A 14,747-nucleotide genomic window follows, 5' to 3' on the forward strand; every position below is an offset into this window, starting at 1 on the left:
ATATGACAATGTCGACGTGATGCCGTTTGTGGTTGACCATTCCCATATAAGGGTTTTGGTATGTGCCAGGGTTTGTCCGGAACTGGACGACCCACCCCGAGTTTCCCCGCCCGCTCGCCGCTATTTATTACGATATCGCTTATCGCCGGTTAGATGACTTGGCCGATTGGTATTTCTTGGGCAGCAACCCTTATCCAGATCGCCATGTTTGGGAGCCTATTCGCCCCTAAAGCGCATTAGGTTTGTCAACCATATAATCGCCCCCATAAAACAGGTTCGAACCGTGAACAAAATCTGGCATGGTGCCGCCATGCCAATCATCTCGCCGATTCTGCAAAATCCGCTTGTCGACGGCCGCCAGTCCGAGCGCGCCATGCTGGTGCGGCGCGGCGTGCAGCGGCTTTTGATGGAGATGGGCGCGCATGTGCTGCCGGAACTGTCGCTGGCCACCGGCCGCCGTGCCGACCTCGTCGCGCTGACGCGGCAGGGCGACATCTGGATCATCGAGATCAAATCCTCGATCGAGGATTTCAGGGTCGACCGAAAATGGCCCGACTACCGGCTGCATTCCGATCGCTTCTTCTTCGCCACCCATCCCGGTGTGCCGTCGGAGATCTTTCCCGAGGAGTGCGGCTTCATCCTCTCCGACGGCTATGGCGCCGAAATCCTGCGCGATGCGCCGGAGCACCGCATGGCGGCGGCAACGCGCAAGGCGCTGATGCTGCGGATCGCGCGAGCCGGCGCCTCGCGGCTGCTGGCGGCTGAGCTTGCCGGTGTGTCGGTGCCGGCGCTGGAGGGGGAGAGCGAGTAGTTCGCAGAACCCAAGAACTGCGGGACCAGCCCTACTCTTCGCTCTCGTCCACCCCACCCGCCGCCGGCGCCATCAACAACACGGCGGCGCCGAGGAGGGCGGCGATGAAGGAGCCGGCGAGGATGCCGACCTTGACCGCGTCCTGGAGTGCCGCGTCGCTGGCGAAGGCAAGCAGGCCGATGAACAGGCTCATGGTGAAGCCGATGCCGCACAGCAGCGAGATGCCGATCAAGTGCCACCAGCCGGCGTGGGCCGGCAAGTCGGCAAGGCCGAAGCGGATGGCAAGTGCAGAGGAGCCGAAGACGCCGACCAGCTTGCCGACGACGAGGCCGGCGGCGACACCGAGCGTCAACGGCTCGATCAGCGCACTGATGCTCAGGGCGGTGAGCGGAACGCCGGCATTGGCAAAGCCGAAGATCGGGATGACGACGAAGGGCACTATTTTGTGCAAGCCGTGCTCGAGCCGGTGCAGCGGCGAATGGTCGAGATCGTGGCCGATCCCGGCGGTGCGTTCGAGTGGAATGGTCAAGGCCAGCGCCACGCCGGCAAGTGTGGCATGGACGCCCGATTTCAGCACCAGCACCCACAGGATGGCGCCGAGCACGAGATAGGGCAGCAGCGTCATCACCCGCATGCGGTTGAGCACGACGAGCACGGCAATGACGGCGAAGGCGGCACCAAGATAAGCTGATGACAGGCCGCTGGTGTAGAAGATGGCGATGATGATGACGGCGCCGAGGTCATCGATGATGGCTAGTGCCGTGAGGAACACCTTCAGCGAGGCCGGCACCCGACTGCCGAGCAGCGACAGCACGCCAAGCGCGAAGGCGATGTCGGTGGCGGTCGGGATCGCCCAGCCGGACAGTGCGGCCGCGTTGTTGCGGTTGACCACGACGTAGACGAGCGCAGGAACCACCATGCCGCCGGCTGCAGCGATGCCGGGGAGCGCGCGCCTGGGCCAGGTGGAAAGCTGGCCGTCCAGCATCTCGCGCTTGATCTCAAGCCCGACGAGCAGGAAGAACACCGCCATCAGCCCGTCATTGACCCAGTGCGAGACGCTGAGCGGGCCGAGATAGGCGTGGAGAGCGGAGAAGTACGTTTCAGCCAGCGGCGAGTTGGCGACGATCAGGGCGAGTGCGGCCGCCGCCATCAGGACGATGCCGCCGGCCGCCTCGCTGTCGAGAAATTCGCGGAAGACGGAAACCGGCCGCTGCTTCAAGTCCTGCATGTCGCCTCCGTCATGCCGCCTGTTGGCCGGCGTCATTCGCGATGATGCTCAAACTGCAGCTGCCGGGCAAGCATCGAACTATGTCTCAGCGTCTCAGAGACTGTTTCGAAATTCGTTCTGGTGAGTCATTTGATGGTGGTTTCGAGAACCGTAGCGCAGCGGACATTGGTCCGTGAGCAACGGAAGCGCAGAAAACGCCATCAGATGTCCGCCAGAGCGGATTTCCAAACGGTCTCTCAGCGCGGCGCGCGCTTGGCCAGAATCCGCTGCAAGGTGCGGCGATGCATGTTGAGTCGGCGCGCGGTCTCGGAGACGTTGCGCTCGCACATTTCATAGACACGCTGGATATGTTCCCAGCGGACACGGTCGGCCGACATTGGGTTTTCCGGAGGTGCCGCCCGCTCGCCCGCCGTGCGGGTAAGCGCGGCAAAGATGTCGTCGGCATCGGCCGGCTTGGAGAGGTAATCGATAGCGCCGAGCTTCACCGCCGTCACCGCCGTGGCGATGTTGCCGTACCCGGTCAGGATGATGGTGCGGGAATCGTCGCGCTTCTCGCGGATAGCGGCAACCACGTCGAGGCCGTTGCCGTCGCCGAGCCGCATGTCGACCACGGCATAGGCGGGCGGGTTGGCGCGCGCCTTGCCGACCGCCTCCTCGACGCTCTCGGCCGTCTCGACCACGAAGCCCCTGGTTTCCATGGCGCGAGCCAGGCGCGTGAGGAACGGCTTGTCGTCATCGACGATGAGCAGCGAGGTGTCCTCGCCTTCAACCATTGCGCCAATGTTTTCGTCGCCTGTCATGGTCTCAAAATTCCTGCTGCCTTAATTCCACGCAGATATAGTTCCTGAGCCTCATTGTCCAATTTTTCGAGCCCTTGCAAGGCTCTCAGGCGGTGTCGAACATGCTGGCCGAGGTGATTTCCGGATTGAGGAACACACCGCGCGGCCACGATATCTGTACCACGGCGCCCTCGCCCAGGCCGCTCGAATTGCGGAAATCGAGCGTCGCGCCGGAACGTTCGAGCAGCGTCTTGGCGATGAACAGGCCCAACCCCAGGCCGCCGCCGGCTTCCGTGCCCTGGCGCGTCGACATATAGGGCTCGCCGATACGGTCGATGATCTCGGCCGGAAAGCCCGGCCCGTCATCGATGATCGAGAAGGCCACAGTGGTGTCGTCCCAGCTCCAGCTCACCGTGACGCTCTTGCGGGCGAAATCGACGGCGTTCTCGACCAGGTTGCCAAGGCCGTAGATGACGCCCGGATTGCGGCGCCCGACCGGTTCGGGCCCGATGCGCTCGCCAGGGCGAAGCTTGATCGAGATACCGAAGTCGCGGTGCGGGGCGGTGACCTCCTCGACCAGCGAGGTCAAAGGCAACCGGGAAAGGTGCGCCTCGCCCTCGGACGACAGGCTGGTCAGGCGCTTGAGGATCTCGCGGCAGCGCTCGCTCTGCGAGCGCAGCAGCCTGACGTCTTCGCCGTATTTCGGATCGTTGCCGAGCACCTTTTCCATCTCCTTGGAGACAAGCGCGATGGTGGCGAGCGGCGTGCCGAGCTCGTGCGCGGCCGCCGCCGCCAACCCGTCGAGCGCCGAAAGGTGCTGCTCGCGCTGCAGCACCAGTTCGGTGGCGGCAAGTGCGTTGGCCAGAAGCCGCGCTTCGGCGGCCACCCGGAAGGCGTAGATGGCGGTGAAGGCGATCGAGGACAGCACCGCCATCCATATGCCGGCGACGTAGATGAACGGCATCGCCAGCGGCGCGCCTTCATGCCAGGGCAGCGGCAGATGGACAAAGACCAGCAAGGTCGCCGCCGTCATCACCAGTCCGCCGAGAATCGCGGTCAGGCGCAAGGGCAGCGAGGTCGCCGAAATGACGACGGGCACGGTCATCAGCAGCGAGAACGGGTTGGTGAGGCCGCCGGTCATGTAAAGCAGGCCGGCAAGCTGCAAGCTGTCGAAGATGAGGATGCCGAAGGCCGCGAGCGGGGTGAGTCGATGCGCCGCCGGAAAGCGGAAGGCGAGAAACAGGTTCATCCAGGCCGAACAGGCGATCAGCGCGAAGCAGAGGCTGACCGGCAACGGGAATTTCAGGCCATAGGCAACGACGAGCACCGCCAGGCTCTGCCCGACGATGGCAAGCCAGCGCAGCCTGATCAGCGTGTTGAGGCGCAGTCTCTGGCTCTGCTGGAAATCGGGCGAACGCAAAACATTGATCATGGCCATGGATTACAGCCGCGGGACAGGAAGCGCTAGTAGCGCTGCATCAGGGCATTCGCGGGTTGGAGGCCTGTTGAACGCCGAGATTTCATGGTTCGTTTTCAGCGGACCGTCATAAGCATTCGGGATTGGCCGAAGCTTCTCAACTTCGTCATCCACGGGCGGAACGGGAGCGAAGCGGACGCGGAGACCCGAGGATCCATGCCGGGATCTTGGCCGGAGGGCACAGCGGAGCAGAATCTGCACCGCGGCAGCGCTCGAACGTCGCGGCATGGATCCTCGGGTCTGCGCTGCGTCGCTACGCTCCTTGCTCTGCCCGTGGATGACGAAGCGATGGGCGTTTTCACCAATCTCCAATATACGCCGCCCGCCGGCGAAGGCGGCCCATCAAAACTGCGCCAAGGCTAGGTCCCGCGCGGCTTGGCGCGGGCGGTGGCGGCCGCGAGCAGCGGATTTTCCGGCCAGACATGCTTGGGATAGCGGCCGCGCATGTCGGCGCGCACATCGGCCCAGGAGCCGCGCCAGAAGCCGGGCAGGTCGCGCGTCGTCTGGATCGGCCGGTGCGCCGGCGACAAGAGCTCGAGCGTTAGCGGCACCGTGCCATTGGCGATGGCAGGATGGCGGTCGAGGCCGAACAGCTCCTGCACGCGCACCGCCAGCACCGGCCATTCGCCGTCATAGCGGATCGGTACATGGCTGCCGGACGGGGCGTCGAAATGGGTTGGAGCCAGCGCTTCGATCCTGCGCTGCAAGTCATGCGGCACGAGAGTGGCCAGCCCGGCCGCGACGACGCCCGGATCGATGGCGGCAAAGGAGGCCGCGCCGGACAGAAACGGCAGCAGCCAGTCGTCGAGGCGCTCGATGAGGGGGGCATCCGACATATCAGGCCACGGCGCTCCGAGGCCGCGATGCAGCCAGGAGAGCCGCTGGCGCAGCGTCTGCGCTTCCTTGCCCCAGGTCAGCAGCGACAGCCCATGCTCGCGCAATGCGTCGAGGATGGCGCGATCGGCAGCAGCGCCGGTTGGCGGCGGCAGCATACGCTCGGAAAGGGTGATGGCGCCAAGGCGCACGGTCTCGCGCACACGCACGGCGCGCTTGTCGCGGTCGAAGCTGGTTTGCCTGCGCGTTTCGATCCTGTCGGCAAGGGCTGCGCGGACATCGTCCTCGCCAATTGCCGCCGCCGCCGTGATGCGCGCATTCTGCGCCTTGCCCTGCAGGTCGGCGACGACCAGAAACGGCTCGCCGGCCAGCGGGTCGGCGGCGTCGAGCATGGCGCCGGAACCGTTGGCCAGCACGAAACGGCCGCGCTCGCCGCGCGCCTTGGCGACGCGATCGGGCCAGGCGTGGATCAGAAGCGCGCCGGCGGAAACAGTCCCGCCGTTCTTCACGCCGCCGGCCTGTCTCGCCAGCCGCTCGGCAAGCTGGCGCGCGGCGGTGGCGCGCGGCGATCGCTCGGAGCGAAAGCGCATCAGCCGCCGCTCCAGATCGGCGCCGTCGCCGCCAAGTCCCCGTTCCGTCAGCAGCACGGCAAGCATGGCCGCCTCGTCGGCATGGCCGCTCCTGGCGGCCTCGGCGACCATATGCGCCAACCGCACCGGCAGAGCGAGCTTGCGCATCGCCGTGCCCGCCTCCGTCAGGCGGCCGGCCTCGTCGACGGCATCCAGCGCGCGCAGCAGCATCCTTGCCTCGTTGAGCGCCGGAGCGGGCGGCGGATCGAGGAAGGCGAGGCTCATGGGATCGGCGACGCCGAAGGCGGCACAGTCGAGCAACAGGCCGGACAGGTCGGCCTCGAGGATTTCCGGTGGCGTGAAGGTGGGGAGCGCCGCGGTCTGCTCGGCCCGCCACAGCCGCATGGCGACGCCCGGCTGCGTGCGCCCGGCACGGCCGGCGCGCTGGTCGGCGGACGCCTTGCTGACACGCACGGTCTCCAGCCGGGTGAGGCCGCTGGGCGGCTCGTAGCGTGGCAGCCGCGACAGGCCGGAATCGATGACGACGCGCACGCCGTCGATGGTGATGGAGGTTTCGGCGATAGAGGTGGCCAGCACCACCTTGCGGCGGCCGGCAGGCGCCGGCTTGATCGCAGCGTCCTGCGCCTTGCCGTCGAGCATGCCGTAGAGCGGCACGATATCGGTGTCGGCGCCAACCTTGCCGGCCAGCCGCTCGGCGGTGCGCTCGATCTCGCGTTGGCCGGGCAGGAAGGCGAGCACGCTGCCGCTCTCGTCGGCAAGCGCGGAGCGGATCGCCCTGGCCATGGCGTCTTCGATGGTGGTGCCGGCCGGACGCTCGTCGTAGCGGATGTCGACGGGGAAGGCGCGGCCCTCGCTCTCGATCACCGATGCGTCGGACAGCAATTTCGCAACACGGGCGCCGTCGAGTGTCGCCGACATCACCAGAACCCGCAGATCCGGCCGCAGCGCGCCTTGCACATCGAGCGCTAGCGCGAGGCCGAAATCGCCATCGAGCGAGCGCTCGTGGAATTCGTCGAAGATCACCGCCGAGACGCCGGGCAGTTCGGGATCGTCGAGGATCATACGCGCCAGCACGCCTTCGGTGACGACCAGTATCCTGGTCTTGGCCGAGGTTCGGTTCTCCATGCGCATGGCGTAGCCGACGGTGGCGCCGGGCTCCTCGCCGACGAGTTCGGCCATGCGGCGGGCGGCGGCGCGGGCCGCGAGCCGGCGCGGTTCGAGCAGAACGATCTTGCCGGCACCCAGCCACGGCGCATCGAGCAGCGCCAGCGGCACCAGCGTCGTCTTGCCGGCGCCGGGCGGCGCCACCAGCACGGCGCTGTTGCGTTCGGCCAGCGCTTCACTCAGCGCCGGCAGCACGGCGGATACGGGAAGCTCCGGCAAGGGTTTTGTCGTCATCGCGTCCGCATATCAGCGGTCGCGGTCGCCGTGCAACCGGGACAGGTCAAAGCCGGGTGCGGGAAAACGGGTTCCAGCGCACGGTGCCGAGCCGCGCTTCCTCGCGCACCATGGTCAGCAGGCCGGAGCCGCCGACGACCGCGAGGCCGACAAGCGACAGCCAGTCGGGGTATTCCTGGAAGAACAGCGCACCGAGGATCACCGCCCAGACGATCTGCGAATAATGCGTCGGCGCGATCCGGTTGGCGGGCGCATATTTGACAGCCAGCAGCTGCAGCAACTGCCCGCAAGCGGTGAGGGCGCCCGCCATCACCAGCCACACCAGTTGCTTGCCGTCCGGTACGGTGAATGAGGTGGTGGCGGCCCCAACGCCGTTGAACAACAGGCCGTAGCCGACCAGCACACCCAGCATGGTCGTGCGCTTTTCCTGCTGTGCCAGCGAGCGCATCAGGATGACGCTGGCGACGGCGAGGAAGGCAACGCCGAACGCGGCAAGATGGCCGAGATTGAGCTCGCGAAACCCCGGCCGCACCACCAGAATGACACCGGCAAAACCGGCGACCACCGCCAGCCAGCGCCACGGGCCGACCTTCTCCTTGAGGATGACGGTGGAGAGGATGGTGACGCAGAGCGGCGCCAGAAAGACCAGCGCATAGACCTCCGCCAGCGGAATGGTGGTGAAAGCGTAGACGCTGAGCACGCCGGAAGCGATGCCCGCCCAGGCACGCGCCTGCACCGCCAAAGGCCTTTTGGTGCGCCAGAAATCACGCCAGCGTTCCTCCGCCGGCCGTGTGAAGAAGAGAAAACAGCCGGCAAACAGCGTTATGAAAAATCCGATCTCGAAGACCGTGAACTGTCCGCCGAGGCTTTTGACAACCGCATCGCTGCCCGAATAGCTTGCATAGGCGATCAGGGCGAGCAGGATTCCGTTCGTCACGTTTTTTGATTTCCGGGGAGAGAGTAGCTTGAAAATACTGGCGCTCGGTGCGCATCCGGACGACATCGAGATCTTCATGTTCGGTACGATGGCCGCCTATGCCGCGCAAGGCGCAGAACTCATTTTTGCCATAGCCACCGATGGGGCCAAGGGCGGCAAGGGCGATCCCGGCGCGCTTGCCCGGGCGCGGCGCAAGGAGGCGAGCCAAGCGGCAGGCCTGCTTGGGGTCACGCCACGTTTTCTCGACTTCCCGGACGGCGCGCTGGTGGCCGATGCCGCACTGATCGCGGCGCTGAAAGCGCTGATCGGCGAGGTCGGACCGGACCTGGCTATCACCCATGCGCCGAACGACTATCACGGCGACCACCGTGCGCTGTCGGACGGCGTGCGCATCGCGGCTTCGTTCGCGGTGCCGGTGCTGCACGCCGACACGCTCGGCGGCACCGGTTTTTCGCCGACGCACTATGTCGATATTTCCGTGCACGCCGACATCAAGGCCAAGGCGATCCGCATGCATCAGTCGCAGGATCCGGAGCGCTTCGTCGACGGCGCGAGAACGCAAAACCTTTTTCGTTCAGGCCAGTGCAACGGCGCGCAGGGTTCATTGGCCGAGGCCTTCCGCTTCGAGCCTGTGTTTCCCTTCGCCGACATCCGCGCGCTGCTGCCGCCGGCGCCGGCGATCCGGCCGGTCACGGTGAGCACCAAACGGGTCGACTGAGAGCCGGGACGACCTTTAGGTCTGGTTGGACTCGGCCTGCACGGCTTCGACATCCGAGTCGCGATCCACGCTTTTCCCAACGTTTTCAAACACCGCCGTGAGCATGCTGCGGCGCAGCAACGAATTCGCTTGCCTTGTTTAGTAAAAATTGCATCACTAAACAAATTACTAAACATCTGCCGCGCTGCCGCGCCGCCATGTTTGGGCCCCTGAGGAGAGGGGTTGAGGGCTCTTGAAACCGTCATCCGGGCGCGTTTCGCAAATGGGAGGAAGGCATGAAATCGAGCTTTAAACTGGCGTTGGGACTGGCCTCGGCGATTACAGCGTCGACAGCCGTCTCGAGCGTCGCGCACGCTGAAGACCTGACGCTGTGCTGGGCCGCCTGGGACCCGGCCAACGCGCTTGTCGAACTGTCCAAGGATTTTACCAAGGAAACCGGCATCGGCATGAAATTCGAGTTCGTGCCATGGACCAACTATGCCGACCGTTTTCTCAACGAGCTGAACTCGCACGGCAAGCTGTGCGACCTGATCATCGGCGACAGCCAGTGGATCGGCGGCGCCGCCGAGAACGGCCACTACGTCAAGCTGAACGACTTCTTCGACAAGGAGAAGATCAGCATGGACGACTTCGTGCCGGCAACCGTCGTCGGCTATTCGGAATGGCCGAAGAACACGCCGAACTACTGGGCGCTGCCGGCCATGGGCGACGTCGTCGGCTGGACCTACCGCAAGGACTGGTTCTCCAAGCCGGAGCTGCAGAAGGAATTCAAGGAGAAATACGGCTGGGATCTCGGCCCGCCGGCGACGTTCGACCAGCTGAAGCAGATCGCCGAATTCTTCCAGAAGCGGCAGATCGACGGCAAGACCGTCTATGGCGCCTCGATCTACACCGAGCGTGGCTCGGAAGGCATCACCATGGGCGCCATGGATGTGCTCTACAGCTACGGTTTCCAGTACGAGAACCCGAAGAAGCCCTACGAAATGGAAGGCTTCGTCAATTCCGACAAGTCGGTGAAGGGTCTGGAGTTCTACAAGGCGCTCTATGATTGCTGCACCCCTCCGGGCGCCTCGAACAGCTACATGGGCGAAGGCGTCGATGCCTTCAAATCGGGCCAGGTGGCGATGCACATGAACTTCGCTTTCACATGGCCGGGCCTGCAGAAGGACGAGAATGTCGGTGGCGACAAGATCGGTTACTTCGTCAACCCCAAGGGGCCTGACGGCGACCAGTTCGCCCAGCTCGGCGGCCAGGGTATCTCGGTGGTGTCCTATTCCGACAAGCAGGAATCGGCGCTGAAATACATCAAGTGGTTCGCCAACAAGGATGTGCAGGCCAAGTGGTGGTCGCTCGGCGGCTACTCCTGCCTGAACGCCGTGGTGAAGGACCCGAAATTCCCGGCCAGCCAGCCCTATGCGCAGACCTTCCTCGACTCGATGGCCATCGTGAAGGACTTCTGGGCCGAGCCGAGCTACGCGCCGCTGCTGCAGGCGTCGCAGAAGCGCTTCCATGACTATGTCGTAGCCGGCCAGGGTTCGGCCAAGGATGCCCTCGACGGCCTGGTCAAGGACTGGACGCAGGTCTTCCAGGACGACGGCAAGATGTAACCGGCTCCTCCCGAGCCAGGCCCAAGCGTCCCGTGCCGCCCTTGGCACGGGACGCAGTTCAGATAAATTCCATGGCAGAGACGACCAAAGTGACCGAAGCAGGACTGACCATGCTCAATCGGACCGCGGAGAACGTTGCCCGGGCGACCCCGGAACCGTTGGCCCGCCAAGTCCGGGGCATCAGCGACAAGGGCCTCGCCTGGCTGTTCATTTCGCCGACGATCCTGTTGCTGCTCGCCATCAACATCTTCCCGCTGTTCTGGGCGATCTATCTGTCGTTCACCAACTACCGCGCCAACCGGCCGAACGAGGTGGTGAAGAACCTCGGCTTTGCCAACTACCGGCGCATCCTCGGCGACCAGGACATCTGGATCGCCATGCAGACGACGGCGCATTTCGTGTTCTGGACCATCCTGCTGCAGACGCTGATCGGCTTCACGCTGGCCTGGCTGATCGACAGGAAGTTCCGTGGCCACGCGTTCTGGACGACGCTCATCCTGGTTCCGATGATGCTGTCGCCGGCGGTGGTCGGTAATTTCTGGCGCTTCCTCTACGAGCCGCAGATCGGCCTGTTCGCCTATGCCATTTCCTTCGTCACCGGCATCCCGCCAACAAACATCCAGATGCTCTCCAACGTGTCGCTGGCGCCATGGTCGATCATCATCGTCGACACCTGGATGTGGACGCCTTACGTGATGCTGATCTGCCTCGCCGGGCTGCGCTCGATCCCAGAATACATCTATGAGGCGGCCGAGGTCGACCGCGCCTCCAACTGGCGGCAGTTCTGGTCGATCACGTTGCCGATGGCGCTGCCCTTCATCATGCTGGCGGTGCTGTTTCGCGGCATCGAGAACTTCAAGATGTTCGACATGGTCAATCTGCTCACCGGCGGCGGGCCGGGCTCGACCACCGAGGTCGCCTCGATCACGCTCAAGCGTCAGGCCTTCGAGAGCTGGCGCACAGGCTATTCCTCGGCCTTCGCCATCATCCTGTTCGTCGCGGTGTTCGGGCTTGCCAACATCTACGTCAAGGCGCTCAACAAGGTGAAGCAGAGATGAGCCTGACCACTGCCCACTCGGTCGTCGCACCTTCGGCAAATTCGAAGCGCATCGCCGGCGCGATCATCATCGCCTACGCGCTGATCTCGATCGTGCCGCTGCTGTGGATCTTCGCCACCAGCTTCAAGACGCCGCCGGACTCGATTGCCTATCCGCCGAAACTGCTGTTCCAGCCGAGCCTCGAGGGCTACTGCAACCTGTTCACGACGCGGACCCGGCAGACGCCGGAATACATCAACTCGCTGGGACCGGCGACCGGCTTTTGCGACGAGACCACGCGCAAGCGCAACATGGTGATCGCCGGTCCGTCCAACTTCCTGCCGCGCTTCGTCAATTCGCTGATTATCGCCTTTGGCTCGACCTTCTGCGCCGTCTTCCTTGGCACGCTGTCGGCCTATGGTTTCTCACGCTTCAAGGTGCCGCTCGCCGACGACCTCCTGTTCTTCATCCTGTCGACGCGCATGATGCCGCCGATCGCCGTCGCGATTCCCATCTACCTGATGTACCGCGAACTTGGCCTGTCCGACACCGCGCTCGGCATGATCCTGCTCTATACAGCGGTCAATGTTTCACTGGCCGTGTGGCTCTTGAAAGGCTTCATCGACGAGATCCCGCGCGAATATGAGGAAGCCGCGATGATCGACGGCTATACACGGCTGCAGGCCTTCTGGCGCACCGTGCTGCCGCAGGCGACGACCGGCATTGCCGCCACCGCCATCTTCTGCCTGATCTTCGCCTGGAACGAATATGCCTTCGCTGCCCTTTTGACCTCGGGCACGGCGCAGACCGCGCCGCCCTTCATCCCGACCATCATCGGCGAAGGCGGCCAGGACTGGCCGGCGGTCGCTGCCGGCACGACGATCTTCCTGGTGCCGATCCTGGTCTTCACCATCCTGCTTCGCAAGCAATTGCTGCGCGGCATCACCTTCGGCGCGGTGCGCAAATGAGCCTGACCAGCCCTCGGAAACGCAAATCGCGCTGGCCGGTCTGGGCCAGGCGCGGGCTGATGGAAAACATCGCCACGGTGCTGATCGCCCTCGGCTTCCTGATGCTGTTCCAGCCCTTCGCGCTGTCGCTCTACACCTATTCCTTCATCACCATGCTCGCCGGCACCGTGATGTTCATCATCGTCTCGAAGTTCCCGGAATAGCCATGGCCGAAATTCGCGTTCAGCACCTGAGAAAGGCCTTCGGCGATTTCGTCGCCGTGCAGGACTCCAACTTCATTGTCGAGGATGGCGAGTTCTTCGTCATGCTCGGACCGTCGGGTTGCGGCAAGACGACGACGCTGCGCATGATCGCCGGGCTCGAACTGCCGACCGGCGGCCAGATCCTGCTTGGCGGAGACGACGTCACCATGCTGCGGGCGCGCGAGCGCGACATCGCCTTCGTCTTCCAGCTGTTCGCGCTCTATCCGCACATGAACGTGCGCAAGAACATCGGCTTCCCGCTGCTGGCGCAAGGCATGCCGTCAGCCGAGATTCGCCAGCGCGTCGAAGAGACGGCCAAGCTTCTGCGCATCGACCATCTGCTCAACAAATCCGTCTCAGGCCTTGCCGGTGGCGACCGCCAGCGAGTGGCGCTCGGCCGCGCCATCGTGCGGCGGCCAAAGTGCTTCCTGATGGACGAGCCGCTGGGGACCCTTGATACCGAGTTTCGCGATTTGATGGTCCACGAGTTGCGCGAACTGCACAACCGCATCCACGCCACCACCGTCTATGTCACGCACGACCAGATGGAAGCGATGTCGATGGCCGACAAGATCGCGGTGATGAACCATGGCGTCATCGAACAATTCGGAACGCCACGTGAGATCTACGACCGGCCGGCGACCATGTTCGTCGCCGATTTCATCGGTTCGCCGCCGATGAATTTTTTGGGCTTCGGCGGCGGACTGGCAAAGGGCGCCAAGGAAATCACCGTCCAGGGTGCGAAGGTCGCGGTGCCGGAAGTGCGCGAGGATATCGCGCCGGCCGACATGGCGCTCGGCATCCGTCCGGAACACATCCGCTTCGACGACAACTCCAAGCTGCGTGGCGCAATCTACGGCACCGAATATCTCGGCACCACGCAGATCGTCGCGGTGGAGACGGCGGACGGCATCATCAAGGCCCGGGTGCCGGCCGAAATCCGGCTCTCGACCGGCGACCATGTCGGCCTGACGCTGAGCAGCGCGCGGCTGTCACTGTTCGAGAAAGGATCGGGCCGCGCGGTGAGAACCGCGATCCACGATGCCGCCTCGGAGCGGAGGGCACAGCATGGCTGACGTGCACATCAAGAATGTAAGCAAGAGTTTTGGCGACCATGTCGCTGTCAACGGTCTCGATCTCTCCATCGCCGATGGTGAGTTCGTCGTGCTGCTCGGGCCGACCGGCGCCGGCAAGACGACGACGCTGCGGCTGATCGCCGGGCTGGAGCGGCCGGATGCCGGCACGATCGAAATCGGCGGCCACAATGCCACGACGCTGTCGCCGGCCGAGCGCGACACCGCCTTCGTGTTCCAGCAATACTCGCTCTATCCGCATTTGTCGGTGTTCGACAACCTTGCCTTCCCGCTGCGCTCGCCGGCACGAAGGATGCCGGAAGAGCAGATTCGCCGCCGGGTCGAGGAAGTGGCGAAGATGGTGCGCATCCACCACAAGCTCGCCAACCGCTCGACCAAGCTGTCGGGCGGCGAAATGCAGCGCGTCGCCATCGGCCGAGCGCTGGTGCGCAAGCCTTCCATCTATCTGATGGACGAGCCGCTGTCGTCGCTCGATGCCAAGTTGCGGGCGGATCTCAGGCTCGAACTGAAACGCATCCAGGCCGAGCTCGGCGCCACCATGCTCTATGTCACGCATGACCAGATCGAGGCTATGACGATGGCCGACCGCATCGGCATCCTTGCCGATGGCGTGCTGGTGCAGATCGGCTCGCCCCGTACGATCTATTCGGAGCCGGCAAACCTGCATGTCGCGGCCAGGCTCGGCCAGCCGGCGATCAATCTTCTGCCAACCGGGCTGCTGCCCGATGGCGGCGCGCCGGCCGGCACCAAGACGATCGGTGCACGCACCGAACATCTGTCGATCGAGAAGGCCGCGAACGGTCACGCCGACGGCGTCGTCGACTGGGTCGAGCATCTTGGCGACCAGAACCACCTGCATGTGACGGTGGGAACCCGGAAACTGGTGACGCTGACCGATCCCGAAACGGATCTGGGGCAAGGCGACAGGGTGGTGATCCGCTACCGGTCGCCGCTCTATTTTGGTGCCGCCGGACAAAGGCTGATGTGAACGGTTTTCGGTGTTTCCCTGCCAAGGGGTCAACACCGG

13 protein-coding genes are annotated in these 14,747 nt (G+C 64.4%); 8 read left to right on the forward strand and 5 right to left on the reverse strand.

Translation table 11 applies throughout. The features are described from left to right. The first annotated feature begins 310 nt into the window (after positions 1–310). A complete protein-coding gene (locus tag AC07FD_RS09085) occupies positions 311–811 on the forward strand; it encodes an MmcB family DNA repair protein (RefSeq protein WP_478349600.1) in 501 nt (166 codons plus the stop codon). A 31-nt stretch (positions 812–842) separates the two neighbouring features. Here AC07FD_RS09085 and nhaA read toward each other — a convergent pair whose 3' ends face one another. The 5 genes from nhaA to AC07FD_RS09110 all read right to left on the reverse strand — a co-directional run bounded on the left by nhaA (position 843) and on the right by AC07FD_RS09110 (position 8,054). Beyond that, the gene (gene nhaA / locus AC07FD_RS09090) at positions 843–2,039 is read right to left on the reverse strand and encodes a Na+/H+ antiporter NhaA (protein ID WP_478349564.1); all 1,197 of its coding nucleotides are present in this window, start codon (positions 2,037–2,039) and stop codon (positions 843–845) included. A 236-nt stretch (positions 2,040–2,275) separates the two neighbouring features. After that, positions 2,276–2,839 carry an ActR/PrrA/RegA family redox response regulator transcription factor gene (locus tag AC07FD_RS09095; protein WP_478349565.1) on the reverse strand — a complete coding sequence of 188 codons (564 nt, stop codon included), beginning with the start codon at positions 2,837–2,839 and terminating at the stop codon, positions 2,276–2,278. Between the two features lie 85 nt (positions 2,840–2,924). Continuing rightward, the gene (locus AC07FD_RS09100) at positions 2,925–4,256 is read right to left on the reverse strand and encodes an ActS/PrrB/RegB family redox-sensitive histidine kinase (protein ID WP_478349566.1); all 1,332 of its coding nucleotides are present in this window, start codon (positions 4,254–4,256) and stop codon (positions 2,925–2,927) included. A gap of 398 nt (positions 4,257–4,654) precedes the next feature. Then, positions 4,655–7,117: an ATP-dependent helicase HrpB gene (hrpB, locus tag AC07FD_RS09105; RefSeq protein WP_478349567.1), complete on the reverse strand. Its 2,463-nt coding sequence runs from the start codon at positions 7,115–7,117 to the stop codon at positions 4,655–4,657. A 46-nt stretch (positions 7,118–7,163) separates the two neighbouring features. Next, positions 7,164–8,054, reverse strand: a complete 891-nt coding sequence (locus AC07FD_RS09110; RefSeq protein WP_478349568.1) for a DMT family transporter — start codon at positions 8,052–8,054, stop codon at positions 7,164–7,166. A gap of 28 nt (positions 8,055–8,082) precedes the next feature. Here AC07FD_RS09110 and AC07FD_RS09115 point away from each other — a divergent pair, with 28 nt between their 5' ends. The 7 genes from AC07FD_RS09115 to AC07FD_RS09145 all read left to right on the forward strand — a co-directional run bounded on the left by AC07FD_RS09115 (position 8,083) and on the right by AC07FD_RS09145 (position 14,708). Further along, positions 8,083–8,772, forward strand: coding sequence for a PIG-L deacetylase family protein (locus tag AC07FD_RS09115; protein ID WP_478349569.1), 690 nt, complete (start codon positions 8,083–8,085; stop codon positions 8,770–8,772). A gap of 275 nt (positions 8,773–9,047) precedes the next feature. Further along, complete coding sequence (locus AC07FD_RS09120; RefSeq protein ID WP_478349570.1) at positions 9,048–10,379, forward strand: ABC transporter substrate-binding protein; 1,332 nt, start codon at positions 9,048–9,050, stop codon at positions 10,377–10,379. Positions 10,380–10,489: 110 nt separating this feature from the next. Next, a complete protein-coding gene (locus AC07FD_RS09125; protein WP_478349601.1) occupies positions 10,490–11,437 on the forward strand; it encodes a carbohydrate ABC transporter permease in 948 nt (315 codons plus the stop codon). Then, complete coding sequence (locus AC07FD_RS09130; protein ID WP_095082780.1) at positions 11,434–12,384, forward strand: carbohydrate ABC transporter permease; 951 nt, start codon at positions 11,434–11,436, stop codon at positions 12,382–12,384. Before AC07FD_RS09125 ends, AC07FD_RS09130 begins: the two co-directional genes overlap by 4 nt. Continuing rightward, entirely contained in the window at positions 12,381–12,587 is a 207-nt protein-coding gene (locus AC07FD_RS09135; protein ID WP_478349571.1) for a hypothetical protein, read from the forward strand. Before AC07FD_RS09130 ends, AC07FD_RS09135 begins: the two co-directional genes overlap by 4 nt. Positions 12,588–12,589: 2 nt before the next feature. Continuing rightward, complete coding sequence (locus AC07FD_RS09140; protein WP_478349572.1) at positions 12,590–13,702, forward strand: ABC transporter ATP-binding protein; 1,113 nt, start codon at positions 12,590–12,592, stop codon at positions 13,700–13,702. After that, on the forward strand, positions 13,695–14,708 hold the full coding sequence (locus AC07FD_RS09145; RefSeq protein WP_478349573.1) for an ABC transporter ATP-binding protein: 1,014 nt from the start codon (positions 13,695–13,697) through the stop codon (positions 14,706–14,708). The genes AC07FD_RS09140 and AC07FD_RS09145 overlap by 8 nt, the downstream gene beginning before the upstream one ends. The last annotated feature ends 39 nt before the right edge of the window (positions 14,709–14,747 follow it).

This window comes from Mesorhizobium waitakense (assembly GCF_056431085.1).

Excerpts from the sequence above, each read along its gene's own strand:
- AC07FD_RS09085 (WP_478349600.1), top strand. The coding sequence starts at position 311 with ATGCCAATCATCTCGCCGATTCTGCAAAATCCGCTTGTCGACGGCCGC.
- nhaA (WP_478349564.1), bottom strand. The coding sequence starts at position 2,039 with ATGCAGGACTTGAAGCAGCGGCCGGTTTCCGTCTTCCGCGAATTTCTC.
- AC07FD_RS09095 (WP_478349565.1), bottom strand. The coding sequence starts at position 2,839 with ATGACAGGCGACGAAAACATTGGCGCAATGGTTGAAGGCGAGGACACC.
- AC07FD_RS09100 (WP_478349566.1), bottom strand. The coding sequence starts at position 4,256 with ATGGCCATGATCAATGTTTTGCGTTCGCCCGATTTCCAGCAGAGCCAG.
- hrpB (WP_478349567.1), bottom strand. The coding sequence starts at position 7,117 with ATGACGACAAAACCCTTGCCGGAGCTTCCCGTATCCGCCGTGCTGCCG.
- AC07FD_RS09120 (WP_478349570.1), top strand. The coding sequence starts at position 9,048 with ATGAAATCGAGCTTTAAACTGGCGTTGGGACTGGCCTCGGCGATTACA.
- AC07FD_RS09125 (WP_478349601.1), top strand. The coding sequence starts at position 10,490 with ATGCTCAATCGGACCGCGGAGAACGTTGCCCGGGCGACCCCGGAACCG.
- AC07FD_RS09130 (WP_095082780.1), top strand. The coding sequence starts at position 11,434 with ATGAGCCTGACCACTGCCCACTCGGTCGTCGCACCTTCGGCAAATTCG.
- AC07FD_RS09135 (WP_478349571.1), top strand. The coding sequence starts at position 12,381 with ATGAGCCTGACCAGCCCTCGGAAACGCAAATCGCGCTGGCCGGTCTGG.
- AC07FD_RS09140 (WP_478349572.1), top strand. The coding sequence starts at position 12,590 with ATGGCCGAAATTCGCGTTCAGCACCTGAGAAAGGCCTTCGGCGATTTC.
- AC07FD_RS09145 (WP_478349573.1), top strand. The coding sequence starts at position 13,695 with ATGGCTGACGTGCACATCAAGAATGTAAGCAAGAGTTTTGGCGACCAT.